Here is a 24,050-nt window from a genome sequence, read left to right as displayed (position 1 = left end):
ATGAGGGCAACGCGATATGGCCGTTGATCGCCTGGGAGCACTGCGCAGCAAGATCGAGCTGACGCTACACACCCATCACGCAGCACGGGTCTGGAAGGGGCGAGGCGTCGAGACAGGGCGTCCGCAGATTATCGGCATGCGGCAGTTTCTGCTGATCTGCGGCGCGATCAAACAGAACGCCGCCAAGGATGACCCCTACGCGGATCACTGGCTGCTTCAGCTGGATGCCAAGCTCGCCGAAACGCGAACTCAGCTGGACCAGCGTCTCCATGAGCTGGATAACCTGCTGGCTCAGCTGCCGCCAGAGCTGGACGTGGAAGAGAATCTCAACCAGCAGCCCCTCAAGATTCCCGTCTATACGGGCGGCCAACACGGCTGGCTCGCTCTGCGCCTGCTGATCGACTTCGACCGCTTCGTCAGGCGCGTCATGCTTGCTCACCATATCGCCCTGATTGGCCGGCGTCAGATGGAGGAATACGTCCGGGTGGGTGGTCACCTCCTGCGCAGCCTGTGCGCGAGCACCCAGAAGTACCCCGGCTTCAGCGGTGCCACCCGGGACGACTTTGCCGCCAACAATGCCAAGGCTCGAGACGCCATCGAGAAGTTCGGCGCACTCCCTGACGATGTGCTCTCCGGCAAGCGGCGCAGCGAGTTTGCTCCGCCAATTGCCAAGCCGGCCGAGGCCGGAAGGGCCGGCAGCGACGGCGAGTCGAAAGGAGACTCACCGCCTTCCGCTGGGGAGCCAGGAGACGCTCCCTCGACGTGATTCCACTGGAATCACTTGATCGGCGGTGCCGGAGAGAGCTCCGAGGGTGATTCCAGTGGAATCACCTGGGCTGTGGTGCCGAGGAGGCCTCTGGTGTGATGCCAGTGGCATCACTTGGACGGCGGTGCCGGAGGGGGCTCCGGGGGTGATTCCAGTGGAATCACCTGGGCGGCGGTGCTGAAGAGGTCTTCGAGGTGATTCCAGTGGAATCACTTGATCGGCGGTGCCGAGGAGGTCTTCGAGGTGATTCCAGTGGAATCACGGCAAGTGCATGAGGGGGCAGCTTGGATACCGCATCGAATAGCTATGGCAACGACGCATTCAACAGCTACGCAAAGGGTTTTTTAAAACCCTTTAAGGGTAAGGGGGAGCTGATTCGGCTCCGCGATGAGTTGGAGGAGTCGGCAAGGGCGGCGCGGCAAGAGGCGATCGATATAGCCTCGCAGGCGAATGGGGGGTTGCTGAAGTCGACCGACCTCTGGCTGACCCCATGGGGTAAATCAGGCGTTCCTGCCAGAACGCTGCAGTGGCGCGATAACAGGCAGAGGAGCATGGGGCTGTGGCTGCTGGAAACGTTCCTGTCTCGCGACGACATATCCGAGGCGATGCGGCAGCCCGTCATCGATCTCGAGGTGCAGCGCTGCGTGTTCAATGCCAAGGCGGCCACGATCAACTGGTCGATCAAGCGAATCGGCAAGGCGCTGGCCGATATCGAGCATGCCGTCTCATTTCAGCGATAACGACCAAGGAGGAGACCCATGGGCACACGCTTCTACGGTGAGGGAAATATCGGCAGCGATCCGGAGGTGCGGACCTTCCCCGTGCGTGACAACCAGCCGCCCCGCACGCTGCTCAGGCTCAATGTGCGGTTCGATAACCTGGTCCCCAAGGATGGAGAGGTCGTGGACCGGGGAGGCTTCTGGGCCGATGTGGAGTGGTGGCACCGGGACGCCGAGCGCTGGTCGCGACTGTACCAGCGGGGCATGCGGGTAGTGGTGGTAGGAAAGATGGTCCAGGACAGCTGGGAGCAGAACGGCGAGACGCGAACGGCGTTCAAGGTGCAGGCGGACCGGGTCGCTATCTTGCCTCACCGGGTGGGTCAGGTAATCATGGATACACCCCATAGCCATCAGCAGCCGGCTGAGCAGTATGCCAGCGGCCCGGGAGCCAGCCAGGAAGGCTACGCCTAGTAGCGTTTCCGCATGGCGCTCCGTTAGCGCAGACAGGAGGGCTCTCGGTGACATCGCCAGCGCTGAGAAAAGAGCGGATCGGCATTGGCCACGCGGCGCAGCTGCTGGGCGTTCGTGTGACCGAGTTCAAGGATGCCCTTCGGTATGGCCGCGATCTTCGCGGCCATGCGCCACCCCAGCCCATTGCCAGAGGCGCCGGCTCGTCCGGCACCCAGATGCTGTTTCTCCTGGGCGACGTGATGGACGTTGCCGAGCTGATGGCCAACCCATAAAGACGACGGTGCAAAGCCGTTTCGCTGTCGTTCCCATTCTTGCTTCGCTCCCTCCCACTGCCTTGCCATGCTGCCCTCCACGCTTATGAGGGAGGTGTGTCAATGCGTCTATTCCTGTGCGAGAAGCCTTCGCAGGCCCGAGATATTGCCCGCGTGATCGGTGCCGGCCAGCGCAGTGAGGGCTTCCTGAAGGGCGAGGGGTGTGTGGTGACCTGGGGGTTCGGCCACCTGCTCGAACAGGCCCCGCCGGAGCAGTACGACCCGGCGCTCAAGCGCTGGTCGCTGGAGATGCTGCCGATTCTGCCTTCGACCTGGAAGATGGAGATCAAGAAGAGCGGCCGCAAGCAGTTCGGGGTGGTGAAGAAACTGCTGGGTCAGGCGACCGAGGTGGTGGTGGCTACCGACGCCGACCGGGAAGGGGAAGCCATCGCCCGTGAGCTGCTGGATTACTGCGGCTATCGGGGGAGGGTCACCCGCCTGTGGCTCTCGGCCCTGGACGACGCCTCGATCCGCAAGGCGCTGGCCGGCATCAGGCCCGGCGAGGCGACCTACCCGCTATACCTGGCTGGGCTTGGGCGTAGCCGGGCCGATTGGCTGGTCGGGATGAATCTGACCCGGGCCTACACGGTGCTGGCCCAGCGACAGGGGCATCAGGGGGTGCTCTCAGTGGGACGTGTGCAGACCCCCGCGCTGCGGCTGGTCGTGGATCGCGACAGGGAGATTGCCAACTTCGTCCCCCAGCCCTTCTGGGAAGTCGTGGCGCATCTGCAGGCGTCGAGTGGTACCTTCCAGGCGAAGTGGCGGCCGGGTGATGCCTCGATCCAGGATGCCGCTGGGCGCTGTATCAGCGAGGAAGCCGCTCGGTCGCTGGCTCAGCGAATCACCGGGCAGCAGGGGCGTGTCAGCCACCTCGAGACGAGCCGTAAGAAAGAGGCGGCGCCACTGGTGATGGATCTCTCATCGCTGCAGCAGGAGGCATCGCGCCGCTTTGGTTATGGTGCCCAGCAGGTACTGGACATCGCCCAGGCGCTCTACGAAGTCCACAAGGCGACCAGCTACCCCCGCACTGACTGCCGGTATCTGCCGGAGTCGCAGTGCGATGATGCCGAGCGCATCGTGACGATGCTGCTGCACTCGGATGAGGCGCTGTCACCGCTTCGCCAGCGCCTGGACACGAGCCGCAAGAGCCGTGTCTGGAACGACAGCAAGATTACCGCACACCACGGCATCATCCCGACCGCGACCTGCGACCTGGCCAAGTTGAGCGATGACGAGCGCAACGTCTACGACCTGATTCGTCGCCACTACCTGGCCCAGTTTCTGCCAGCCCACGAGTATGACCAGACCGAAGTGCGGGTAGACCTGGAGGGCGAAGCGTTCGTGGCCTCAGGGCGGCAGGTGCGTGAGGAAGGGTGGCGCGCACTCTTTCCCCGGGCGGCGGCTGGAGAGGGCGACGAGGAGGAGTGGGAAGCGACTCCGCTACCGCCGCTAAGCGAGGGCGAATCCTGCCAGGCTAAGCAGCTTGAAGTGCTGGCCAAACAAACGACACCCCCCAAGCCCTTCACCGAGGGCACCCTGATCGCCGCCATGAAGCATGCCGCCCGGTTCGTGACAGACGAGCGCCTGAAGGCTCGCCTCAAGGAGACGGCCAGGATCGGTACCGAAGCAACCCGGGCCGGCATCATCGAGACGCTGCTGAAGCGGGGCTTCATCAAGCGGCAGAAGCGCGCCCTGGTCTCGACGCCGACCGGCCAGCAGCTAATCGATGTGCTTCCTTCTGTCATCACCAATCCCGGCATGACAGCGCTCTGGGAGCAGGCGTTGGATGATGTTGCGGCAGGGCGGCTGGAACTGCATGACTTTATGGCACGTCAGGCCGGCATGGTGGAGAAGCTGGTGCAGCATGCGCGGGAGTCCACGGTGACGATGCCTCAGTCGAAGAGCAAGACGCCAGGAAAAGATGCCGGCAGCCGGCGCAAGGCGCCATCATCTTGACCCTAGGAGGGGTAGGCTCAATAATGAGAGCCGTACCCCGTTGGTTGCTGACGGTCATCACGCAACGCCCTTTGAGCGCCAACGCTCAATCCCCCAAAGTATTCGCACCTCGCGAGACGAATACGCCCCATCCCGCCTATACGGCTCACACTGCATCATCAACAGTCGGGGTTCGAGGTTCATTAGTCCCAGGCCAGCTTGGTTGGTTGGCCACCTGTCTCATACGACGACCGGCCTGCCGGCTACCTTGACCCAGGGTAGCCGGCAGGCCGGTTGACGTTTCCGGACTGGAAACGCCTGCCCTTCTGCGGAGCCCGCCGCATCACCAACGGGAGCCCTTTGTACAGGGATCTGTGCTTGATCGACCGAATGCGTCCGCGAAGAGATTCGGGTGCCACCGTGAGCGAAGCATGGCAACGGGGACATGCCTTGGCTCCAATTGCATGGCGGACATCCTGGTACTTGTCGATACGGCGACGACCCTGTTGATGCCCTCTATGGTCTTCAATCCCAAGACGTGGCGTGCCGCGTCTTGCGAGTGGGGATATCGAGGAGACGCTGCCGAAGGAGTGAGCAGCCTCCCAGTGGGCAAGTGCCGCCGCTGGCGGCCCGGTGGTCTCGACCGGCTCCAACCGAGACACCCCAGGCACCCAGGCGTTTCAAGGGTGCGCCGCTTGGCGGTATGCCGCCTCCCAAGGCCTCGCGCATCCCGAGACGAGGCCGCCCATCAGGGCTGGATGCCACTGTTACCACCCATTCGGGGAGATGCCTCCCCAGGGGGCGGACCCCCTGGAACCTGGAGGAATGCCCCATGGCCACGATTGTCGACGACCATGTCATGGTCTGTGAGGACTGCCTGATGATCATCGCCAATGACGATGCTACCGGGCTGGATCACTTCCTGGATGAGGAGAGCGCTGCCGCCCGCGAAAGGGAGGTGCGTGAGTCCATCTACGCAGTGCAGCGTGACGGGAACACCCTCGTCGTCGGCGATAGCGAGCACGACGAAGCATTCTCGACATCATCCTGCGACTGCTGCCACACCCACCTGGCGGGCGCTCGGCACCACTGCGTGCTGATGGGCTGAGCCAGCGTCTGAATCCACCCTTTGCCCACCCGGGAAACCACTCGACTTCCCGCAGGGGGCGAGTGTCTCCCGGGTGCAAACTGCAACCCACCGAGGAGACACGCTATGACGGTCACCACTCACCCGAGTGCCAATACTGGCTTCTTCGACCTGCATATCACCGGCCTTGGCTACCTCAATCGAATCCGTGAGGTGAAGCCGAAGCGCGGAGACGCGTTCTGGGCCTGCGATATCGCGGCCCTGAATGGCCCCGCAGACGATGTGGGCTACACCCGCTTCGACTGCCGGATCAGCGGCCGCGATGCCGAAGCGCTCGTCAAACGCTGCCGTCAGGCGGTGTACCAGGGCCGCAAGGTGCTGGTGGGCTTCAAGCTGGGCGACCTCTGGACAGACACCTTCGTCTACTCCAAGGGGGACAAGGCCGGCCAGACCGGCGTCAGTCTCAAGGCGCGCCTGCTGTTCATCAGCTGGATCAAGGTAAACGGCGAGATGGTTTACCAGGCGCACCGCCGCGACGAGCAGGGTGCCGGCAACGACAGATCCGCTGCCTCAGCGGAGCCGTCTGAAGCCGGCAATGGCTACGCCGCTGCCCACGCGGGAGAAGCGGCCGGCTCCTTCGATTCGCCGGCCATGCACTGATCCACAGCGTTTCCATTCAACCACCCAGCCGGGGAAACGCCTCCCAGCTGGGAAGGTTCTCCCCGGCGTTGCCATGAACGGGAGAACCATGATGGAACACTTTGTCCCCAACCCCTATGCGGTCGAAGGTGCGCTGATTCGGGAGGCGGTGCTGCGCGAGCAGTTTCGTCTCACGGTACACGGCACGCGCTGGGAGTATGACGACACCGAGCCCTCGGATCCCTGGTTCGAGGTGACGACGGTTATCGACGCTGGCAGCTTTGCGACGGTCACCGAGATCGTTCATGCAGAGCCCGACCTTCTGGCGCATATCGGCCCGGAGGTCATGCTGTCTCATGCCGAGGTGCGAGACCGGTATGGGCGCCTTGTGGCAGCAGCACGCTTTACGGCGGGTGCCTTCGCGTGGCTCATGCCGCCCACCGTTCAGGAAGCGTCTGCGCTACGCGAGCGCGAGCAGGCACTGGAGCAGCGGGCCAGGGAGGAGATTACCTTGGCAGACAACGTCAGCGCAGCGCGCTGGCTTCGCGAGCAGGCAGCAGGCCTGCGGCTGCAGCTGGCTTTGGACCACTACTATCGACCCTATGTGCGCCGAGAGCTCGAGGCGCTCAGCGTCATGCCAAGGCACTGACGATGCCCAACCCGCGAAGAACGCCCCACCCCGGGGCGTTTTTCCTTTCCCCGCCTGATTACGCTTTCCAATCGACCCGCCCCCGCAAACCCGAGAACCTCCTGCCTCAACACCATTGAATGGACTCCCTTGAGGCAACTCATGCTCAACCTTCCCACCCTCTCGACCGCTGCGCTGATCGCCACCACGCTGCTGGCGGGTTGTGCTCATCAGTCTCAACAGACTCCCGAGCCCTCGAATGCCGACCCTCTGGTGCTCTCGCTGCCGTACTTCGACGTAGACGGCGAGCGGCATCGGGCCGTGGTCACCGGCCCCAATCCGCCGACGACCGAGGCCGTGACCCCGGACATCTACAGCGACGAGTTGCCCTCCGTCGAGGTGATTCGCACTGGGCGTTACCAGTTGGTGGCCACTCAGGCCTCGCTGGGTCAGCGCTACCTCCTGGAGCAGACCATCGATGTGCGCATTCCGGCATCCATGATCACCACAGTGGAGGACGCGCTGCATCACACCCTGCGCCATACCGGCTATTCGCTCTGCCCCGCACCCGGTCCCGCCCAGCGCACCCTATACCGCAAGCCGCTGCCGGCAGCCCACTACCGGCTGGGGCCCATGCCGCTCCGCGAAGCCCTGCAGGTGCTGGGCGGAGATGCCTGGGAGCTGGAGGTCGACCCGGTGGCAAGAGAGGTCTGCTACCAGGTGCGAGATATTCGCTATGTGCCTGACCACGACAACAGCCGTGACGAGAGCGCTGCAGCGGTGGCGGAGGTGAGCGATGCGTGAGCCCACCGAGCTGTCGCCCGACCAGAAGCAGGCAGAGCCGCAGCATCGCCGCAAGCGCGGGGCAGGGAAGGGCGGCAGGAAGGCCCTCTACGGCCTGCTGGCGGTCAGCCTGGCCGGCGCCGTGGTGTCAGGGGCGCTGCTGTTGAGGCCGGTGCCCGAGGAGGTGCCGATGGAGTCCCTGGTGCAGTCCCAGGTGCAGCAGGCCGTGATGCCCCTGGAGGAGACGCTTGCCCGAGTGGAATCACAGCAGGCGGCGCTGGAGCAGCGCCTGACGAAGCTGGATCAGCGTCTCGAACGGGCCGAGCAGCGCGTGCAGGAAAGTGCTTCCGGCATCACGGCCACGCAAGCGCAGCTGGAGCAGCTTGAGCCACGCATGGCCGGGCTGGCGGAGGACCTTAACCGCCTGGATAGCGGGCTCAACCTGCGCGTCACCGCTCAGAACGAGCAGATCCTGGCGCTGGAGGAGCGCCTCGAGCAGAGCCGGCAGACGGCGCCACGTCCGGCTCCTGCCCGCCAGACGCGGCGGCCGGTGGCCCCGCCGTCTCCCCGGTTTCAGGTCACCGGCGCCGAGTCTCGTGGTGGTCGTCCCTACGTGGGTGTTTCTCCCAACGGCCTGTCGAGCCTGCGTGACGTCCATCTGCTGGGTGTCGGGGATCGCCAGGATGGCTGGGAACTGACGGCGATTCGTGGCACCCATGCCGTCTTCAGTCGCAACGGCCGTTCGGTCGACGTCCAGATTCCCTGATGCCACCGGAGATCTCGCGATGATCACCTCGAAACCTGCTGTCCTGCCGGTTGTGACAATGGCCCTTGCCATGACGCTGCTGGGAACCCTGGCCAATGCCCAGCCCACCCCGGAGAGCCGCTCTGACGCCTCTGACGTAATGCATGAGGCCCTGCAGCGGCTCGAGAGCGAGCGCACCCGCACGCGCACCGAGCAGGCCGAGGCCTGGCAACTGACCGAGCGCGACTGGGAGCGCTATGAGTCCCTGATGGAGGGGCCACGAGGGATCTGGTCGCCCAACCTCGACCCGATCACCGCCCTTGGCGTCGAGGCGCGCACCGCCGAGGAGCGTCGCCGCTATGCTGAATTGCTGGTGGAGGTGGAGCGCGCCCGCACCGAGCGTGAGCTGGCGTTCCAGCGGGCCTATGACGCGGCCTGGCAGCGCCTCTACCCCAACGAGATGCCGGTGGATGAGTTCACGCTTAGGCCACGCAATGCCTTCAATTTCACCGACGAGGGCGCGCTGCAGGCGCGCTTGACGGTGCACGTGGCAGTGAACGGCTGCGAGCGTTGTGACAGCACCGTCCGCGAGCTGTTGGCCCAGGGCACCCAGATGGACATCTTCGTGCTCGACAGTGACGGAGACGATTCGGTGATACGTGACTGGGCGCGACGTGTGGGGGTGCCGGCCGACCGCGTGCGCGCACGAGACATTACCCTGAATCACGGCCAGTCGGACCCCGAGCGTGGCATCGCCGTGGGGTCGCTGCCTCAGGTCTACCCGAGATGAGGGCGACGATATGGGGCTGAAAGCGTATCGGCGCCTGGTGATGGGCTGTGCCGTCGGCTGCAGCCTGGCGGCGTTGTCATCGCTGGCGAATGCCACCGCGGTACCGCCGGCCTACTTCGACGCCGCAAGCCTGCACCAGGTCCCACCAGAAGTGCTCTATGCGGTAGCCACGGCCGAGTCGGCGGTCAGCCTGAAGGTGGGGCACCGGCCTTGGCCCTGGACCCTGAACGTGGCAGGGGAGGGCTTCCACTTCGCGACCCGCCAGGCGGCCTGCGACGCCTTGCTGCTGGCTCTTGAGGAGACCCGCCTCGTGGACGTGGGCATCGCCCAGCTCAATGTTCGCTGGCAGCCGCAGCTGTTCGGTGCTGGTAAACGCTTCGCGCAACCCTGCGATGCCTTGAATCCCTACGCCAACCTGGAGGAGGCGGCACGCCTGCTGCGTGGCCACTTTGATGCCGCCGGCGACTGGGTGCAGGCGGCCGGACGCTATCACCGTCCCGCCGGGGGTGAGCCGGCGGCCCGCTATCGCCGCCTCGTGGCCGCCGAGCTCGAGCGGTTGAAGGCGTCTCGCCAGCGGCAGCTGGCGGCCAACTAAGGGAGGTTCCACCGATGATTCACTCTGCCCCCTATCGCTGCCCTTACTGCGGGGCACCGGCATGGAGAGAGCCCCGCGAGATCGAGCCCCCGATGGACTACTGCCATGGTGATGCCCATGGCTCCCGGGAGGAGTACCTAGAGGAGTGCTATGAGGATGCGTTTGGAGGGGACGCTGATGGTGACGTGTGATCACTGCCGCAGGGCGTTAGCCGCCCTGGTTGGGCTCGTCGGGGGGCTTGCCGGGAGTGTCCAGGCCGAGACGCTGCCCCGAATGCCACTCACCGATCGGCCTGCTCTGGAAGTGCTCGCCGATCATGGTGGAGAGCCGGCACGCCCCTACTTCGTCGCCATCGGGATGGCCGGCGTGGCGGAGGAGCAGGGCTATGCGCCTGATTCGCGCGCACCGGTGGCATTCAGCGAGGCGGATATGCTGCCGGTGACCAGTGAGCGGCTGTCGCCCGGCGAGGTGCACTTTCGCCCGCTCGAGCTCCCGGGCCGCATGACGCCCTTCTTCCTGGTCGGGGACGACCCGCTATCGCTGCGCTGGCTGGAGGCCCGCGGAGAGATCCTGCGCGAGCTTAACGCCGTGGGGCTGGTCGTCGAGGTGGCCACACCCGAGGGGCTTGAGCGCCTGCGCGAGGCGGTGCCGGGGCTCGAGCTGCGCCCCACACCGGGGGACGACCTGGCCGGTCGGCTGGGCCTTGCCCACTACCCGATGCTGGTGACGGCTCAGGGGCTGGAGCAGTAGGAGCGAGCGATGAGCCAGTCACACCCTCTGGAAGCGCTGCTGCGCCCTGCGGTAGAGCTCAACACTGCCTTGGTCTGTGTAGCCTGTGCGGTGCTCTGCATTATGGCGCCCTGGTCACTGGCCTTGTCACCCAGCGTGGGCTACGGCATGGCGGCGGGTTTTGCTGCCTTCGGGGTGTGGCGTGCCCGACAGGCCTGGGTGGTGCTGCGCTACCGCCGCAACATGAAGCGCCTGCCGCGCTTTGCGTTGCGCAGCCGGCAGATTCCGGTCAGTCAGCGGCTGCTGTGGATGGGCAAGGGCTTCAAGTGGGAGGCGCGCCACACCCAGCGGTTGCATGAGAGCCAGCAGCCTCATGTGCAGCGCTATCTGCGCCCGGGGCCTGCCTACCGCGTGGCCCGAGGGCTGGAGAACCTGCTGGAGCGCCATGCTGTCGGCCGGCCGCTGGTGAAGCTGCTCGCCGCGGACGTGCCCTGGAACCCGCTGCGCCCGCTGCCGCCGGTAGGCGGCATGGCGGCACTGCATGCCGTGGAGTGGAGGGAGCGCGATGTCTACCTGCCCTTGGGGGAGCGGGTGGGTCACACCCTGGTGGAGGGCACCACCCGGGTCGGCAAGACCCGGCTCGCCGAGATCCTGATCACCCAGGACATCCATCGCGGCGACGTGGTGATCGCCTTCGACCCCAAGGGCGACGCCGACCTGATGATCCGCATGTATGCCGAGGCACAGCGCGCAGGTCGCGGCGACGAGTTCTACGTCTTCCACCTGGGCTGGCCGGATATCTCGGCGCGCTATAACGCCGTGGGGCGCTTCGGGCGCATCTCCGAGGTGGCGACCCGGCTCGCCGGCCAGCTCTCAGGAGAGGGCAACAGTGCCGCCTTCCGCGAGTTCGCCTGGCGCTTCGTCAACATCGTGGCCCGGGCCCGTCATGCCCTGGGGCAGCGCCCCACTTACGAGCAGATCCTCTCGGACGTGGTGAACATCGACGGCCTGATGATCGAGTACGCCCAGCAGACCCTGACCCGCCACGACCAGCACGCCTGGGAGCGCATTACCACCATCGAGGGCAAGCTCAACGACAAGAACATCCCTCGCCAGTTTCAGGGCCGCGACAAGCGGGTGGTGGCCATCGAGCAGTACCTGCAGCAGGTCAAGGTGGTGGACGCCGTGCTCGAGGGGCTACGCAGCGCCGTGCGCTACGACAAGACCTACTTTGACAAGATCGTGGCGAGCCTGCTGCCGCTGCTGGAGAAGCTGACCACCGGGCGCATCGCCGAGCTGCTCTCGCCGGACTACGACGACATCGAAGACCCCCGGCCGATCATCGACTGGCAGCAGATCATCCGCAAACGCGGCATCGTCTACGTGGGCCTGGATGCCATGTCTGATTTCGAGGTGGCCCAGGCAGTGGGCAACTCCATGTTCGCTGACCTGGTCTCGGTGGCCGGCCATATCTACAAGCACGGCATCGATGACGGTCTGCCGGCGGTAAACGGCAAGCGCATGGGCAAGGTGCCGATCAACCTGCACTGCGACGAGTTCAACGAGCTGATGGGTGACGAGTTCATCCCGCTCATCAACAAGGGGGGCGGCGCCGGCATCCAGGTCACCGCCTACACCCAGACCCTCTCCGACATCGAGGCGCGCATCGGCAATGCGGCTAAGGCTGGTCAGGTGGTGGGCAACTTCAACAACTTGGTGATGCTGCGAGTTCGCGAGGAGAGGACCGCCGAGCTGCTGACTCGGCAGCTGCGCCAGGTCAACGTGGCCACCCGCATGCTGGTCAGCATGGCCTCCGACTCCAGCGATATCGCCAACGACATCGACTTCACCAGCAGTGGTGGCGACCGCATCAGTACCGTGCAGGTGCCGATGATCGAGCCGGCCGACGTGGTCTCGCTGCCGAAGGGGCAGGCCTTCGCCCTGCTCGAAGGGGGCCAGCTCTGGAAGGTCCGCATGCCGCTACCGCTACCCGATAAGGATGAGGACATTCCCGGCAGCATCGCCGAGCTCGCCGAACGTATGAAGCGCGATTACACCACCGGCGAGCAGTGGTGGACGGCGGTCATGCCGCCGCCGGTGAACCTGGAGCTGAGCGATCTGGGGGCCGAGTTCGCCGTCATGGGTAATGACGTCTCGGCGCGGCAGCCAGGTGCCATGGCGGCATCACCGCTGGAGGCAGCAGGGTCGCCGGATCAAGCAATGGAGAATCGTGATGAACCTCGAGACAGCGCCCGTGACGGGTGACGCGGCGGCAACTGCCATCGTTTCCAGCGTCGCCCTGGAGAGTGGTTCCCTGAGTGAGCTGCCTCAGGCCCTGTTCGGATTGCTCGACTACGTGGTCATCGGTATCGATCGCGTCGAGTTGACCCAGCGCGCCTATCGCAAGGGGCTCTCGCCAGTGTGGGAGCAGGGCGAACACCCCCATGAGGGGCGGCTGATCCTGCATTACCACGATCGCCGCTGGTCGCTGCTTTGCTCGCTGACCCCGGTAAGGGTGCACTGAGATGGCCACGGCGGAACGCGCCCAGGAGACTCGGCGAGGTTGGCTCACTACGCTGTTTGGCCTGCCGTTTCAGATCATGGCGGTGCTGGTGGTGTCCCTGCTGATGTCGGTGTTGGTCGAGTGGGCGGGGATCCACTGGCAGTGGTGGAGCCAGCCCGGGGCCCAGCATGCCCTGGAGACCCTGGAAGCCGAGGTCTCCCGGCTGGATACCACCTTCACACGCTCGTTGCTGGTCTCGGATCCGGTCGCCCTGGCGACCCGAGCCGTCACCAGCGCCCACGAATGGCTGTTCGTGAAGAGCGGGGTGTCGGCTTGGCTCGCGACCAGCGCCCATCAGGGTGGCTGGCTCGGCACCCTGCATGTCTACGTACAGGCGGCGCTCTACGTCACGCTGATGACCCTGACCCGGGTGGTCATCCTGCTGCTGACGTCGCCGCTCTTCGCCCTGGCGGCCCTGGTCGGCTTCGTCGACGGTCTGGTGCGTCGTGACCTGCGCCGCTTCGGCGCCGGACGCGAGTCCGCCTTCATCTACCACCATGCCAAGCGGGCCATCACTCCGGTCTTCGTGGTGGGCTGGTTGCTCTACCTGAGCGTGCCCTTCGCCATTCACCCCAACGCCTTCCTGCTGCCCTGCGCGGCCCTCTTTGGTCTGCTGGTCAGCATCGCCACGGGTAGCTTCAAGAAGTATCTCTGAAGCCTCGAAGCGGAGGTGTCGCCGCTGGCCGGAGCCTGTACGGCTCCGGCACTTGTGTCCCTATCCGGTTGAGCCGGCACAGATAAACGTGGTGTGCGGCGCTTATGGTTTCCTGCTGCGCTGCAGCTTGGTGGGCGACAGGATGACGGCAATCCCAGCCAATGGAGGGACTGTCTCGCCATGTCGTTTTGCCGCTTCCCCCGGGCCCTGTCGCCCCTGCTCCTGACGCTGCTGACGACTCAGGTCGGTGCTGCCCATGCCGCCGAGCGCGACGGCGTTCGCGATGAGATCGCCCGCCAGGACCTGGCCCTGATCCAGGATCAGCTGGCTCAGATACAGCGCATCGTGGATCGGCTCGAGAGCCGCGTGGGGGAGTTCGACCCTGAGACCACCCGTGTCTTCGTGGATGTGCCGCGCCTGCGCCGCGATATCCAGGCCGTGGACAAGGGCATCGATGACGTGCTCGCGCCTCCTCGTTTGCCACCCCGCCAGCCGGTGCCCCTCGCCGGGGACTACCTGCAGGAGCTGCGCTGATGGAGGCCTTCGCCGCCGGTGCCGGCTTCGAGGCGCCACCCCTGGGTGTCCTGGTCGCCGGGGTGGGCTGCACCGTGGTGCTGCTGTGGGCGTGCTGGAGCGCCATATCCGCATATCGAGGCTACGCCAAGGGGCGCGTCAGCGGCGATGACTTCGGCTTTGCCGCGTTGCGCGCCGTCTTCCTGGTCGTGGTGATGTTCTGGATTTTCCTCTGAGGTCACCGGCCTCGCACTCTGCGTCATTCAGCAATTCGTCACTCAAGAAGGAGCTTGTTATGACTACCGTGCGTTCACTCTTCTCTCGTGCCCGTATCCGGGGACTCGCCGCCTCGGCGACGGCGGGGCTCGTGCCGCAGGTCATGGCGCAGGGTCTGCCCACCATGGAGGCACCCTCACGTGGTGAAGGGAGTGGCCTGATCGAGACGCTGCAGAACTACCTCTACGACTTCGGCGCCCTTGGCGGTCTCATCCTGGCCACGGTGGCGTTCATCATCGTCGCCATTGCATCCATCGCCACCTTCAACGAGGCACGGGTTCGCGGCGAGTGGTCGAAGTTCGGCGTGGTGGTCGTCGTGGGGGTGGTGCTGATCGTGGCCATCATCTGGCTGGCGACCAAGGCCGCGGAGATCCTCTGATGGCAAGCCGTCTCGACTTTCTGCCGACCCGCCTGAACGCCGCGCCGGTGGTGTTTCGGGGCATGACCGGGCACGAGGTTGGGATGATGGTCCTGGGCGGTCTGGTCGTCGGCCTGCTGCCGGGTGTGATCGGCGCCTGGCTGCTGGGGGCCATCGCCATGGTGCCGACCGTGGCCTTCGCCAGCGCCGGGATGGCGCTCTACGTCGGTGGTGCCGTGATGCGGCGGCTGCGACGTGGCCGTCCCGCCGCCTGGCTCTATCGCAGCCTGCAGTTCCGTCTGGCCCGGCAGGGCATACGGCTATGGGGCGGCGAGACCCTGATCACCCACTCCGGTCCCTACTCGCGGCGCCGGATGCGGCATCAGCCAGGAGGTCGGCCATGAGTCGCTTTCGTCACGCCCTGAGCGCCCGAGATGCCCATATCACCACTCTGCGCCTGGTCATCGCGGTGCTGGCCCTGCTCTGCGCCGGCCTATGGTGGGGCTGGAAGTCCGCCCCGGAGAATCTGACCATCCACAACCCGCCTGATCTGCGCTCGGGCAGTACTCGCGCCTGGTGGGAGGTCGACCCGTCGAGCGTCTACGCCTTCGGGTTCTATGTCTGGCAGCAGATCAATCGTTGGCCCGCCGATGGCCAGGCCGATTACCGCCGCAACCTGCGGGCCTACTCCGCCTTTCTCACCCCCTCCTGTCAACGCTATCTGGCCAAGGATTACGAGGATCGCGACCGTCGTCAGGAGCTTTCCGGCAGGGTGCGCGGCATCTATGAGATTCCCGGCAGGGGCTACCGTCCCGAAGCCGTGGAGATCCTCAGTCGCGACGCCTGGGTAGTCACCCTGGATATGGCCATCGACGAGCAGTACGCCGGCACGCCGGTTCGCGATCTGTTCATTCGCTACCCACTGCGGGTGGTGAGGGCCGACGTGGATCCACAGCGCAACCCCTGGGGACTTCAGGTGGACTGCTTCGATGGCATTCCCCAGCGCCTATCGGTCCCAGAAACCGTGACGCAAGGAGGCTCCTCATGAAGCGGGTGATACTGGCGGGCTTGGCGAGTGTGTTACTCATCAGTCAGGCCATGGCAGTGGAGGTCATGCACTGGGAGCGACGCCCCCTGGAGATACCGCTGCCGGTTAATGAAGAGCGCATCGTCACCCTGGACCGCAACGTGCGCGTGGGGCTGCCGCCAGCGCTGGCCAACCCCGACGTGCTGCGCGTCCAGAGCGCCGGTGGCGTGCTCTACCTGAAGGCCTTTGACGCCTTCGAGACGCAGCGTGTGCGGGTGCAGGACGTGGAGAGCGGGGATGTGCTGCTGCTGGACCTGTCGGCCGGGGAGGGAGTGAGTAGCGAGGAGATCCTGGTGGTGGATAGCCGAAAGGCATCCCCGACCAGCGCTTCCTCGGGCAGCGGCGGGGCGAAGACGGTGTCGACCCCGCCATCGTCGGCGCAATCGCCTGGAGGTGACGCCCAACAGGCCTCCTCCACGCCGGTGCCGGTGCTGCTGACCCGGCATGCGGCCCAGTCCCTCTACGCACCGCAGCGGACCATCGAGCCCCTGCGCGGAGCGACTCGCGTGCCCATGCGGCTGCCCGAGTCGCTGAGCACCCTGCTGCCGTCACTGCCGGTGACTGCTACGCCCCTGGGCGCCTGGCGGCTCGATGGTTGGACGGTCACCGCGGTCAAGCTGGAGAACAACGATCGGCGCCGAGCCTTCGAGCTGGATCCGCGCTGGCTACAGGGAGACTTCTACTCGGCAACCTTCATGCACCCCTATCTGGCACCGCGGGGCTCCACGGAGGACACCACTACGGTCTTCCTGGTCACTCGGCGTGGCGGTCTGGACAGGGCGCTGATCCCGCTGGAGGCGCCGGAGGAGACCGAGGAGGGCACCTCATGACGCTGCGCAGCAATACCCTACTGAAGGTGCTGGTCCCGGCGCTGCTGGTGATCGTGCTGCTGATCCTGGTACGCGGCCTTAGCGGCGACAATGCCGGCACGGATGCCGAGATGGCCGAGGCAGACCCGACGCTGACCTTGAATGACGACGAGCTGAAGGCGCTCGGCATCGAGGGCGATACTCCGAGGGATACCGTGGCCACCCTGGTGGGGCACGTCCAGGCCATGCGCCGTGACCTGGAGCAGGCTCAAGCGGAAACTCAGGCGCTGCGTGATCAGAACGAGCAGCTGATGAGCCGCCACAAGGACGTGGACGGTGCCATCGACGAGGCACTGCGCCGTGAACGCGAACGGCTGCGTCAGGAGATCGCCCGGTCCAAGCCGGACAGTTCCATGCTGGGCACCTTGCAGCGTCAGTTGGACCAACTGCGCCGCCAGGTGGATGGGCAGCGTGATGATGACCTGCCCATCGGCCTGGGTCTTGAGGGAGGTAGTGGCCCTGATGGGACATCCTACTCGGGCCCTGGCTCGGAGCATGCGCTGACCTGGGTCGAGCCCCTGGATGCTCAAGAGGACGAACGTGGGCGGGGCGAGATGACCTTTCCAACCCGCTTCGGCGAAGCTGCTGGCGAGCTGAGCGAGTCGGCACAGCGTGCCACCAGCGCGGTGGAGAGCCGGGTGACGGGGCGTCCCGATGAATCCACCGTGGAGCCCGTCTACACCCTGCCGGAGAACTCCACCTTGATGGGCTCGGTGGCCATGACGGCGCTGCTGGGCCGGGTGCCGATCGATGGCACGGTCAACGACCCCTATCCGTTCAAGGTGGTGATCGGCCGCGAGAATCTCACCGCCAACGGTGTCACCTTGCCGGAGGTGGAGAGCGCCATTGTCAGCGGCACGGCCACCGGTGACTGGACCCTCTCCTGCGTGCGCGGCCAGGTCAACTCGATGACCTTCGTCTTCGAGGACGGCACCGTGCGTACCCTGCCGGCCCCTGAAGACGTCAACTCGGATGAGGGCTCAAACCGCACCACCCTCGGCTGGCTCTCCGACCCTCGGGGACTGCCTTGCATTCCTGGGGATCGCAAGACCAATGCCCAGCAGTTCCTGCTGACCAGCTTCATCCTGGGCGCTGCCGAGGCCGGGGCCGATGCCATGGCAATGAACGAGGTCACCACCAGTGTGGACAGTGGCGGAGTGGTGAGTGGCCTGACCGGCGACTCGGGCCGCTATGCCGCCAGCCAGGCCCTGGCCGGCGGTGTGTCGGACGTGCGCCAGTGGGTTCAGGAGCGTTTCGGCCAGACCTTCGACGCCGTTTACGTCCCGCCGGGGCAGCCGGTCGCCATTCATATCGAGCGTGAGCTGCCCATCGACTATGAAACCCAAGGAAGGAGGGTGCGATATGACCGCTCGAGTGCGGCCAATCTCGATCTGCCGTAGCGCCACCATGTCGATGGCGGCCTTGTTCACCAGCCTGACGATGACCGGGTGTGCGACCTCCCAGGAGGAGCTGATGCCGGTGGGCGACACCACCATGATGGAGATCTGGCAGCACCAGGCCGGCCACAGCACCGGTGAGCGCCGCCTGCTGGATGTGCGCAGCGAGCTGCGCCGTCCGCTGAAGAGTGACGATATGGTCACGGAGCAGCTGCGCTACAGCCGCGATGTGGGCAACGAGATCTACAGCCAGTTCCGCCGTCTGCCCAACCCGGACCTGGTGATGTACGTCTTTCCCCACCTGGCAGGCACGGAGCAAGTGCCGGTACCCGGCTACTCGACGGTGTTTCCCCTCTACCAACGCATCCAGTACGCCATGCCCGGTGAGAGTGCACGAGCCACCGCGGACTGGGTCGACGGGAGGACCCTCTGATGTCCCAGTTCGATGCGCTGATGAATCGCCTATTCGGCAGCGCCAAGGCCGATGACAGCAACCAGGCGAGGGGGCTGGATGAACTGCTATCGGCGCCGCCCCAGGCACGAGACCATGAGGCCCCGTCGATCGAGCCCGATGCCCTCGCTGCCCTGAGCCATGATATCCAGGGGCGGCCGTTGGCTCTGCCCCGGGGCAAGGCGCCCTCCGTTGCCGAGCTTCGCTCCCACTTCCGTCGGGCACCGTCGTTCAGCAACTACCTGCCCTGGGTGGAGTACCTGCCCGAGTCGGGCTGCTTCCTGCTCGAGGATGGGGTCTCGGTGGGGGTGGTAGCCGAGGTCTTTCCCATCGCCACCGAGGGGCGCGCACCGGAGTCCCTGGAAGCGATTCGCGACCAGGTCGAGGCCGCCTTTCAGGACAGCCTGCCCGAGTATGAGCAGCACCCCTGGGTGGTGCAGCTCTTCGTCAAGGATGAGGTCGACCCTCGCCCCGACCTGGAGCGCATGCGCGACTACGTGCGGCCGCGAGCCCGGGAAACCGAGTTCACCCAGGACTGGCTTGCGAGCATGGCCGCCCACCTCAAGGCCATCTCCAAGCCCGGCGGGCTATTCCAGGATGACGGCGTGACCCAGACCCGCTGGCGGGGCCAGACCCGCCGCACGCGCCTGGTGCTCTACCGTTGGCTCGGCAAGAAACGCAAGGCCGGGGAACGCCAGCGAGGGCTCTCCCCCGAGCAGGCCGCGAACCAGGTCTATGAACGGCTGGCCGCGGCCCTGAGCGGTGCGGGCCTGCGCCTGGAACGTTATGACGGACGCGCCTTTCACCGCTGGCTGCTACCTCGCTTCAACCCCCGCCCACGGCTGGCCCCCGATGACCCGGCGCGCTTCTACGCCCTGTGCGACTACCCCGAGAATGCAGAGGAAGTGGCCTGGAACTATGACCTGGCCGAGGGAATGCTCTTCAACTCGCCCCGGGGGGATGTCGAGACCGGGTATTGGTGGTTCGATGGTCTGCCCCAGTGCTGTGTGGTGGTGGAGGAGATGCGCCGGGCGCCGGTGGTGGGCCACCTCACCGGTGAGGTGCGACGTTCGGACGGCCAGGCCAGCAACGCCCTGATGGACAAGCTGCCCGAGGGTACCGAGGCGGTGCTGACCATCGTGGCCACGCCCCAGGAGCCCCTGGAGGACCACATCAACAGCTTGCACAGCAAGGCAGTAGGCGACAGCGTGCTGGCTCGGCAGGTTCGCGAAGACTGCGAGACCGCCCGCCGCTATCTGGGACAGAACCACAAGCTCTACCAGAGCACCCTGGCCTTCACCCTGATGGGCAAGGACGAGCAGGATCTCCAGCAGCGCAGTATGGCGCTGGCCACTCAGCTGCTACAGGTCAACCTCTCGCCGGTGGACCCCGAAGACGAGGTGGCGGGCCTGAACACCTATCTGCGCTGGTTGCCGATGAACTTCGATCCGGAGCAGGACCGCAAGAACCGCTGGTACACCCAGTTCAACTACGTCCACCACCTGGCCAACCTGGCGCCGGTGTTCGGGCGCGGCCGCGGGACCGGGCGCCCCGGGATGACCTTCTTCAACCGCGGTGGCGAGTCCTTCAGCTTCGATCCGCTGAGCCTCGAGGACCGCTCGGCCAACGCCCACATGCTGGTGTTCGGCCCCACCGGTGCCGGCAAGTCGGCCACCCTGAATGGTGTGCTGAGCCAGGTCATGGCCATGCATCGCCCTCGGCTCTTCATCATCGAGGTGGGCAACAGCTTCGGACTGCTGGGCCAGTATTTCGAGCGCAAGGGGATGAGCGTCAACCAGGTCAAGCTGTCGCCGGGCTGCGGGGCCAGGCTGCCGCCGTTCGCAGCGGCCACGCGGCTGCTGGAGAACGAGGTGGAGGAGCGACGCCTGGCCCGAGACGTCGAGGACGCCAACCCCTTCGAGGAGGCCCCCCTGGAGGAGGAAGAGGAGCAGCCCGACGAGGAGCGTGATCTGCTGGGTGAGATGGAGATCACCGCCCGGCTGATGATCACCGGCGGCGACCCCAAGGAGGAGCGGGAGTTTCGCCGCGCCGACCGGCGCATGGTGCGCGACGCCATCTACCGGGCGGCGGAGCGCTGCAGGGATGAAGGCCGCGACTGCATGACCCAGGACGTGCGCGAAGCGCTCTATGGGATCTCACACGACACGGAGATCCCCGAGGAACGGCAGCGCCGCGCCTACGACATGGGCGAGGCGATGGGGCTGTTCTGCGACGGCTTCGACGGTGAGGTGTTCAACCGCCCCGGCACCGCATGGCCCGAGTGCGACGTGACCATCATCGACCTGGCCCACTTCGCCCGGGAGGGCTACGAGGCCCAGCTCGCCCTGGCGGTGATCAGCGTGACCAACATGATCACCAACTTGGCCGAGCGCGACCAGTACAGCGGGCGGCCCATCGTCCAGGTCATTGACGAGTGCCACCTGCTCACCGTCAACCCGCTGCTCAGTCCCTACCTGGTCAAGGTGGGCAAGATGGGACGCAAGCTCTCCCACTGGATCTGGATGGCCACCCAGAACCTCGAGGACTTCCCGGACGCAGCCCGCAAGCTGCTCAACATGATCGAGTTCTGGCTGTGCCTCTACATGCCGCCGGACGAGATCGAGCAGGTCAGCCGCTTCAAGGAGCTCACTGCCACCCAGCGCAAGCTGATGGCCTCCGCCACCAAGGTCTCGAAGAAGTACACCGAAGGGGTAGTGCTGTCAGGCCGGCTGGAAGCGCTGTTCCGGGTGGTGCCTCCCAGCCTCTATCTGGCCCTGGCCGGCACGGAGGGCGAGGAGAAGGCAGAGCGCATGCGGGTAATGCGCGAGCAGGGCTGTTCGGAGCTCGAGGCCACGTTGGAAATCGCCCAGCGGCTAGACGAGGCTCGGGGGATCGGGCACGAGACGTAGATATCGGTTTAGAAAAGTTGCTAAAATTGGCCTAATCTTCCATTTCAGACGTTAAAATTAAACCGCTTTGGTTTAAGATGAGTGTCATAGTTGGCAGATTGGGCAATCTATGGCGACGAAAGTAAACCAGCTGTGGCAGCAGATCCCCCACGGCGCCGTGGTCACCACGGCGTGGCTGGAGTCCCACGGCATCAGCGCCAACCATGCTGCCAAGCTCGCAGAGGCCCGCTGGTTGAAGCGTCTCGGGCGAGGTGCCTACTGCCGGGCGGGCGACCCGCTGACCTGGGAGAGCGGACTCTTCGCGCTGCAGGCGCTCAGCGACCCCGCGGTACCGCCGTTCTGGCCGGGTGGCCAGACCGCCCTGGCCCTGCAGGGCTTTGCCCACTACCTGCCGATGGGGCACGACACCATCCACCTGCATGGGGCGGAGCGCCGCTCCCAGCTGCCACTATGGCTGGAGAAAGCCGAGTGGGCCGGGGCTATCGATCTGCACCAAGATAAAGGGCTGCCGATGGATCTGCCTGGCAGCTTCACGGACTACAACCCGCCTAGGGTGGGTTTTTCCCTTCGGGTCTCGACGCCGGAGCGCGCCATCCTTGAGTGGATCGCCATTACGCCCAACGAGCTTCTGTTCAGCAGCGAGCTGGTGGATACCTTCACCGGGCTCAATACGCTGCGCCCGCGCCGGCTACAGGCATTGCTGGCAGGATGCCACTCGGTGAAGACCAAGCGCGCTTTCCTGGTGTTGGCCCGCCATGCCGGCCACGCCTGGTACCATCGACTGGAGACCCATGCCCTCGACCTGGGGAAGGGCAAGCGGCAGCTCTGCAAGGGAGGGCGGTTGGACAAGGAATATCAGGTCACGGTCCCGGAGGCGTTCACGGATGAGCATTGATGCCCGCTATCACGAACAGGTGCGCCTGCTGGTCGCGCTGTTGCCCTTTCTGAACGACGAGCCCTGCTTTGCCCTCAAGGGCGGCACGGCCATCAACCTCTTCGTCCAGCCCTTCCCGCGGCTGTCTGTCGATATCGACCTCGCCTACCTGCCGCTGGAGCCACGTGACGAGGCCCTGCACCACTGTCGCCAGGCGCTGCAGCGGCTATCACAGGCCATCGGCACCCAATTGCCTGGGGTTAAGGCCGAGCTCCAGGATAACCGCCGCGATGAGCTGAGGATCCTGGTGTGTCGCGGCCGCACCCAAGTGAAGGTGGAGGTATCACCGGTACTGCGCGGCACTGTGCATCCGCCTCAGCAGCTCGACGTGGTCGAGGCGGTGGAGGATGAGTATGGCTTCGCCTCGGTGCAGGTTGTGTCGCTGCCGGACCTCTATGGCGGCAAGCTCTGTGCTGCGCTGGATCGTCAGCATCCCCGGGATCTTTTCGATGTGAAACTGTTGCTGGATCAAGGCGGCCTGGATCGCAGCGTCTTCGAGGGCTTTCTGGTCTACCTGCTCGGGCACCCAAGGCCCATGAACGAAGTCATCAACCCGAGGATGAAGTTGCTCGAGGCCATTTACCGCAAGGAGTTTGTCGGCATGGCCATAACCGACATTCCGCTATCGCAGCTGGAGGATGTGCGCCATAAGCTGCTGGAACAGCTGGGTCAATTGATCACCGATGATGATGTTCGCTTTCTACTTTCGTTTAAACAGGGAAAGCCTGACTGGTCGCTATTTCCCATCGCGGATGTAGACCAGCTGCCCGCTGTAATGTGGAAGCTTGCCAATATCAGGAAGATGGAGGAAGAGAAAAATAAAATATCGTTAGAGGCTCTGGGACAGTCGCTGTTTGATTTAAGAGATGAGTAGGTTTTTTCACTGGACAGCATGCTAATCAATAGTTAGTGTATATTGAGTTTTTTATGCTGGCCTCTGTCGGGCAAAAGCGGGCACGGCGGAAAAGCAGCGTGTTCGTTCAGCTGTTATTATGCAATCGAAACGGGGGTATGAATTATGATCGATGAAACTAATCCGGCCGGGCGACTATATCGTATTCTGGGTGAAGCAAAATCTCAACCACAAAATCAAAAAGTCCGGCAGGTGTGGGCGAAAGCTCTTGATTGTGATGAGAATGATGACGCTGAGATATCTCGCCGTGTAGTGGAGGTTTACAGTTTGTCTAAGGAGGTGAAGGGTCTCATCGAGTTGTTGCCAGACCTGAATCATGAACTTTATCTAAAATCTTACGAGAGAATTGATAAAGCTATTTTTCCGTTGAACTTGAACTCAAGTTGGCAGGGGCAGCAGCAAGCTCTTTCCGATGACCTTCTCGCGCGCTTGCAATTTTGTGCTGAAGAGCTTGGTCGGCATTACTCGGAGGAGACGTTAAGTGATGAGGATTTAGCGGAGGTAGATAGTCTAATCTCTGAGCTTTTCACCACCATATCACAAGGTGATATTGAGATCCCCTTGAGGATGGCGCTTCTAGAAGAGCTCGAAAAGATACGAAGATCTTTGGCGATTTATCGAATAAAAGGAGGTCGGGGTGTAAAGGAGGCGTTACAGTCTCTACTTGGTGCAGTTGTCGTTAACAAAGATGCCCTTTCCGAAGCAGGGGAAAAGAACCCAGCTATGCTAAGGAAGCTGGGTTCTCTCGTAGAGAAGCTGGATGCGTTTACCGCGAGAGCTTTGCGACTTCACAAAGTGCTTTCTGGCCCAATAGGTAAAGCATTGGGATTTCTTACAACCGGGTCACTGTAGGGGCGGTCTCAACCTACAAGCGCAACACTATTGGAGTGCCGGAGATCCGGGCACTGATTTCTGGAGAACCTCCGC

The 24,050-nt window shown here is 64.6% G+C and carries 28 protein-coding genes; all 28 read left to right on the top strand.

Features of this window, described 5'->3' with window-relative positions:
* Positions 1 to 16: 16 nt before the first annotated feature.
* The 28 genes from RBB39_RS18445 (at position 17) to RBB39_RS18310 (ending at position 23,975) form a co-directional block, all read left to right on the top strand.
* Positions 17 to 766 carry a PFL_4669 family integrating conjugative element protein gene (locus RBB39_RS18445; RefSeq protein ID WP_045994679.1) on the top strand — a complete coding sequence of 250 codons (750 nt, stop codon included), beginning with the start codon at positions 17 to 19 and terminating at the stop codon, positions 764 to 766.
* Between the two features lie 284 nt (positions 767 to 1,050).
* A complete protein-coding gene (locus RBB39_RS18440; RefSeq protein WP_083970629.1) occupies positions 1,051 to 1,506 on the top strand; it encodes a DUF3158 family protein in 456 nt (151 codons plus the stop codon).
* Positions 1,507 to 1,524: 18 nt separating this feature from the next.
* Positions 1,525 to 1,956, top strand: a complete 432-nt coding sequence (locus RBB39_RS18435) for a single-stranded DNA-binding protein (protein ID WP_045994681.1) — start codon at positions 1,525 to 1,527, stop codon at positions 1,954 to 1,956.
* A 47-nt stretch (positions 1,957 to 2,003) separates the two neighbouring features.
* Positions 2,004 to 2,228, top strand: coding sequence for a hypothetical protein (locus RBB39_RS18430; protein ID WP_306169256.1), 225 nt, complete (start codon positions 2,004 to 2,006; stop codon positions 2,226 to 2,228).
* A gap of 102 nt (positions 2,229 to 2,330) precedes the next feature.
* A complete protein-coding gene (locus RBB39_RS18425) occupies positions 2,331 to 4,223 on the top strand; it encodes a DNA topoisomerase III (RefSeq protein ID WP_045994683.1) in 1,893 nt (630 codons plus the stop codon).
* An 811-nt stretch (positions 4,224 to 5,034) separates the two neighbouring features.
* Entirely contained in the window at positions 5,035 to 5,310 is a 276-nt protein-coding gene (locus RBB39_RS18420; RefSeq protein ID WP_045994684.1) for a hypothetical protein, read from the top strand.
* A gap of 105 nt (positions 5,311 to 5,415) precedes the next feature.
* Entirely contained in the window at positions 5,416 to 5,949 is a 534-nt protein-coding gene (locus RBB39_RS18415; RefSeq protein ID WP_045994685.1) for an STY4534 family ICE replication protein, read from the top strand.
* A gap of 91 nt (positions 5,950 to 6,040) precedes the next feature.
* Positions 6,041 to 6,577, top strand: a complete 537-nt coding sequence (locus tag RBB39_RS18410; RefSeq protein ID WP_045994686.1) for a hypothetical protein — start codon at positions 6,041 to 6,043, stop codon at positions 6,575 to 6,577.
* 141 nt (positions 6,578 to 6,718) lie between these two features.
* On the top strand, positions 6,719 to 7,360 hold the full coding sequence (locus RBB39_RS18405) for a PilL N-terminal domain-containing protein (protein WP_045994687.1): 642 nt from the start codon (positions 6,719 to 6,721) through the stop codon (positions 7,358 to 7,360).
* Positions 7,353 to 8,105 (top strand): hypothetical protein, encoded by a 753-nt coding sequence (locus RBB39_RS18400; RefSeq protein ID WP_045994688.1) that lies wholly within the window; start codon positions 7,353 to 7,355, stop codon positions 8,103 to 8,105. The genes RBB39_RS18405 and RBB39_RS18400 overlap by 8 nt, the downstream gene beginning before the upstream one ends.
* 70 nt (positions 8,106 to 8,175) lie before the next feature.
* Entirely contained in the window at positions 8,176 to 8,874 is a 699-nt protein-coding gene (locus tag RBB39_RS18395) for a TIGR03759 family integrating conjugative element protein (protein ID WP_162197847.1), read from the top strand.
* Positions 8,875 to 8,884: 10 nt separating this feature from the next.
* Positions 8,885 to 9,469, top strand: a complete 585-nt coding sequence (locus RBB39_RS18390; RefSeq protein ID WP_052704514.1) for a transglycosylase SLT domain-containing protein — start codon at positions 8,885 to 8,887, stop codon at positions 9,467 to 9,469.
* A 273-nt stretch (positions 9,470 to 9,742) separates the two neighbouring features.
* Positions 9,743 to 10,219, top strand: coding sequence for an integrating conjugative element protein (locus tag RBB39_RS18385; protein ID WP_306169255.1), 477 nt, complete (start codon positions 9,743 to 9,745; stop codon positions 10,217 to 10,219).
* A 9-nt stretch (positions 10,220 to 10,228) separates the two neighbouring features.
* The gene (traD, locus tag RBB39_RS18380) at positions 10,229 to 12,463 is read left to right on the top strand and encodes a type IV conjugative transfer system coupling protein TraD (protein WP_045994690.1); all 2,235 of its coding nucleotides are present in this window, start codon (positions 10,229 to 10,231) and stop codon (positions 12,461 to 12,463) included.
* Entirely contained in the window at positions 12,432 to 12,722 is a 291-nt protein-coding gene (locus RBB39_RS18375; RefSeq protein ID WP_045994691.1) for a hypothetical protein, read from the top strand. Before traD ends, RBB39_RS18375 begins: the two co-directional genes overlap by 32 nt.
* Position 12,723: 1 nt before the next feature.
* Positions 12,724 to 13,416, top strand: a complete 693-nt coding sequence (locus RBB39_RS18370) for a TIGR03747 family integrating conjugative element membrane protein (RefSeq protein WP_045994692.1) — start codon at positions 12,724 to 12,726, stop codon at positions 13,414 to 13,416.
* A gap of 180 nt (positions 13,417 to 13,596) precedes the next feature.
* Complete coding sequence (locus tag RBB39_RS18365) at positions 13,597 to 13,950, top strand: RAQPRD family integrative conjugative element protein (protein ID WP_052704515.1); 354 nt, start codon at positions 13,597 to 13,599, stop codon at positions 13,948 to 13,950.
* Positions 13,950 to 14,165, top strand: coding sequence for a TIGR03758 family integrating conjugative element protein (locus RBB39_RS18360; protein WP_045994693.1), 216 nt, complete (start codon positions 13,950 to 13,952; stop codon positions 14,163 to 14,165). Before RBB39_RS18365 ends, RBB39_RS18360 begins: the two co-directional genes overlap by 1 nt.
* A gap of 59 nt (positions 14,166 to 14,224) precedes the next feature.
* A complete protein-coding gene (locus RBB39_RS18355) occupies positions 14,225 to 14,584 on the top strand; it encodes a TIGR03745 family integrating conjugative element membrane protein (protein WP_071211154.1) in 360 nt (119 codons plus the stop codon).
* Positions 14,584 to 14,967 carry a TIGR03750 family conjugal transfer protein gene (locus RBB39_RS18350; protein ID WP_253028366.1) on the top strand — a complete coding sequence of 128 codons (384 nt, stop codon included), beginning with the start codon at positions 14,584 to 14,586 and terminating at the stop codon, positions 14,965 to 14,967. The genes RBB39_RS18355 and RBB39_RS18350 overlap by 1 nt, the downstream gene beginning before the upstream one ends.
* On the top strand, positions 14,964 to 15,611 hold the full coding sequence (locus RBB39_RS18345) for a PFL_4703 family integrating conjugative element protein (protein ID WP_253028367.1): 648 nt from the start codon (positions 14,964 to 14,966) through the stop codon (positions 15,609 to 15,611). Before RBB39_RS18350 ends, RBB39_RS18345 begins: the two co-directional genes overlap by 4 nt.
* On the top strand, positions 15,608 to 16,480 hold the full coding sequence (locus tag RBB39_RS18340) for a TIGR03749 family integrating conjugative element protein (protein WP_045994696.1): 873 nt from the start codon (positions 15,608 to 15,610) through the stop codon (positions 16,478 to 16,480). The genes RBB39_RS18345 and RBB39_RS18340 overlap by 4 nt, the downstream gene beginning before the upstream one ends.
* Positions 16,477 to 17,919 (top strand): TIGR03752 family integrating conjugative element protein, encoded by a 1,443-nt coding sequence (locus RBB39_RS18335; RefSeq protein WP_045994697.1) that lies wholly within the window; start codon positions 16,477 to 16,479, stop codon positions 17,917 to 17,919. The genes RBB39_RS18340 and RBB39_RS18335 overlap by 4 nt, the downstream gene beginning before the upstream one ends.
* Complete coding sequence (locus RBB39_RS18330) at positions 17,882 to 18,349, top strand: TIGR03751 family conjugal transfer lipoprotein (RefSeq protein WP_371931880.1); 468 nt, start codon at positions 17,882 to 17,884, stop codon at positions 18,347 to 18,349. The genes RBB39_RS18335 and RBB39_RS18330 overlap by 38 nt, the downstream gene beginning before the upstream one ends.
* The gene (locus tag RBB39_RS18325; RefSeq protein ID WP_052704516.1) at positions 18,349 to 21,276 is read left to right on the top strand and encodes a conjugative transfer ATPase; all 2,928 of its coding nucleotides are present in this window, start codon (positions 18,349 to 18,351) and stop codon (positions 21,274 to 21,276) included. Before RBB39_RS18330 ends, RBB39_RS18325 begins: the two co-directional genes overlap by 1 nt.
* Before the next feature lie 109 nt (positions 21,277 to 21,385).
* Positions 21,386 to 22,171, top strand: a complete 786-nt coding sequence (locus tag RBB39_RS18320; protein ID WP_045994698.1) for a type IV toxin-antitoxin system AbiEi family antitoxin domain-containing protein — start codon at positions 21,386 to 21,388, stop codon at positions 22,169 to 22,171.
* The gene (locus RBB39_RS18315) at positions 22,161 to 23,084 is read left to right on the top strand and encodes a nucleotidyl transferase AbiEii/AbiGii toxin family protein (RefSeq protein WP_045994699.1); all 924 of its coding nucleotides are present in this window, start codon (positions 22,161 to 22,163) and stop codon (positions 23,082 to 23,084) included. Before RBB39_RS18320 ends, RBB39_RS18315 begins: the two co-directional genes overlap by 11 nt.
* A gap of 144 nt (positions 23,085 to 23,228) precedes the next feature.
* Entirely contained in the window at positions 23,229 to 23,975 is a 747-nt protein-coding gene (locus tag RBB39_RS18310) for a hypothetical protein (protein ID WP_306169254.1), read from the top strand.
* The last annotated feature ends 75 nt before the right edge of the window (positions 23,976 to 24,050 follow it).

This window comes from Halomonas sp. MMSF_3323, from assembly GCF_030733595.1.
GTDB lineage: Bacteria > Pseudomonadota > Gammaproteobacteria > Pseudomonadales > Halomonadaceae > Halomonas > Halomonas litopenaei.
This window is presented reverse-complemented; position numbering and strand designations above follow the sequence as displayed.

What these genes read in the sequence shown, in the direction of transcription:
- RBB39_RS18445 (WP_045994679.1), top strand. Translation starts at nt 17, where the DNA reads ATGGCCGTTGATCGCCTGGGAGCACTGCGCAGCAAGATCGAGCTGACG.
- RBB39_RS18375 (WP_045994691.1), top strand. Translation starts at nt 12,432, where the DNA reads ATGAACCTCGAGACAGCGCCCGTGACGGGTGACGCGGCGGCAACTGCC.
- RBB39_RS18405 (WP_045994687.1), top strand. Translation starts at nt 6,719, where the DNA reads ATGCTCAACCTTCCCACCCTCTCGACCGCTGCGCTGATCGCCACCACG.
- RBB39_RS18320 (WP_045994698.1), top strand. Translation starts at nt 21,386, where the DNA reads ATGGCGACGAAAGTAAACCAGCTGTGGCAGCAGATCCCCCACGGCGCC.
- RBB39_RS18410 (WP_045994686.1), top strand. Translation starts at nt 6,041, where the DNA reads ATGGAACACTTTGTCCCCAACCCCTATGCGGTCGAAGGTGCGCTGATT.
- RBB39_RS18335 (WP_045994697.1), top strand. Translation starts at nt 16,477, where the DNA reads ATGACGCTGCGCAGCAATACCCTACTGAAGGTGCTGGTCCCGGCGCTG.
- RBB39_RS18395 (WP_162197847.1), top strand. Translation starts at nt 8,176, where the DNA reads ATGACGCTGCTGGGAACCCTGGCCAATGCCCAGCCCACCCCGGAGAGC.
- RBB39_RS18390 (WP_052704514.1), top strand. Translation starts at nt 8,885, where the DNA reads ATGGGGCTGAAAGCGTATCGGCGCCTGGTGATGGGCTGTGCCGTCGGC.
- RBB39_RS18365 (WP_052704515.1), top strand. Translation starts at nt 13,597, where the DNA reads ATGTCGTTTTGCCGCTTCCCCCGGGCCCTGTCGCCCCTGCTCCTGACG.
- RBB39_RS18360 (WP_045994693.1), top strand. Translation starts at nt 13,950, where the DNA reads ATGGAGGCCTTCGCCGCCGGTGCCGGCTTCGAGGCGCCACCCCTGGGT.
- RBB39_RS18310 (WP_306169254.1), top strand. Translation starts at nt 23,229, where the DNA reads ATGATCGATGAAACTAATCCGGCCGGGCGACTATATCGTATTCTGGGT.
- RBB39_RS18400 (WP_045994688.1), top strand. Translation starts at nt 7,353, where the DNA reads ATGCGTGAGCCCACCGAGCTGTCGCCCGACCAGAAGCAGGCAGAGCCG.
- RBB39_RS18425 (WP_045994683.1), top strand. Translation starts at nt 2,331, where the DNA reads ATGCGTCTATTCCTGTGCGAGAAGCCTTCGCAGGCCCGAGATATTGCC.
- RBB39_RS18325 (WP_052704516.1), top strand. Translation starts at nt 18,349, where the DNA reads ATGTCCCAGTTCGATGCGCTGATGAATCGCCTATTCGGCAGCGCCAAG.
- RBB39_RS18370 (WP_045994692.1), top strand. Translation starts at nt 12,724, where the DNA reads ATGGCCACGGCGGAACGCGCCCAGGAGACTCGGCGAGGTTGGCTCACT.
- traD (WP_045994690.1), top strand. Translation starts at nt 10,229, where the DNA reads ATGAGCCAGTCACACCCTCTGGAAGCGCTGCTGCGCCCTGCGGTAGAG.
- RBB39_RS18355 (WP_071211154.1), top strand. Translation starts at nt 14,225, where the DNA reads ATGACTACCGTGCGTTCACTCTTCTCTCGTGCCCGTATCCGGGGACTC.
- RBB39_RS18345 (WP_253028367.1), top strand. Translation starts at nt 14,964, where the DNA reads ATGAGTCGCTTTCGTCACGCCCTGAGCGCCCGAGATGCCCATATCACC.
- RBB39_RS18415 (WP_045994685.1), top strand. Translation starts at nt 5,416, where the DNA reads ATGACGGTCACCACTCACCCGAGTGCCAATACTGGCTTCTTCGACCTG.
- RBB39_RS18435 (WP_045994681.1), top strand. Translation starts at nt 1,525, where the DNA reads ATGGGCACACGCTTCTACGGTGAGGGAAATATCGGCAGCGATCCGGAG.
- RBB39_RS18350 (WP_253028366.1), top strand. Translation starts at nt 14,584, where the DNA reads ATGGCAAGCCGTCTCGACTTTCTGCCGACCCGCCTGAACGCCGCGCCG.
- RBB39_RS18340 (WP_045994696.1), top strand. Translation starts at nt 15,608, where the DNA reads ATGAAGCGGGTGATACTGGCGGGCTTGGCGAGTGTGTTACTCATCAGT.
- RBB39_RS18315 (WP_045994699.1), top strand. Translation starts at nt 22,161, where the DNA reads ATGAGCATTGATGCCCGCTATCACGAACAGGTGCGCCTGCTGGTCGCG.
- RBB39_RS18330 (WP_371931880.1), top strand. Translation starts at nt 17,882, where the DNA reads ATGACCGCTCGAGTGCGGCCAATCTCGATCTGCCGTAGCGCCACCATG.
- RBB39_RS18385 (WP_306169255.1), top strand. Translation starts at nt 9,743, where the DNA reads ATGCCACTCACCGATCGGCCTGCTCTGGAAGTGCTCGCCGATCATGGT.
- RBB39_RS18420 (WP_045994684.1), top strand. Translation starts at nt 5,035, where the DNA reads ATGGCCACGATTGTCGACGACCATGTCATGGTCTGTGAGGACTGCCTG.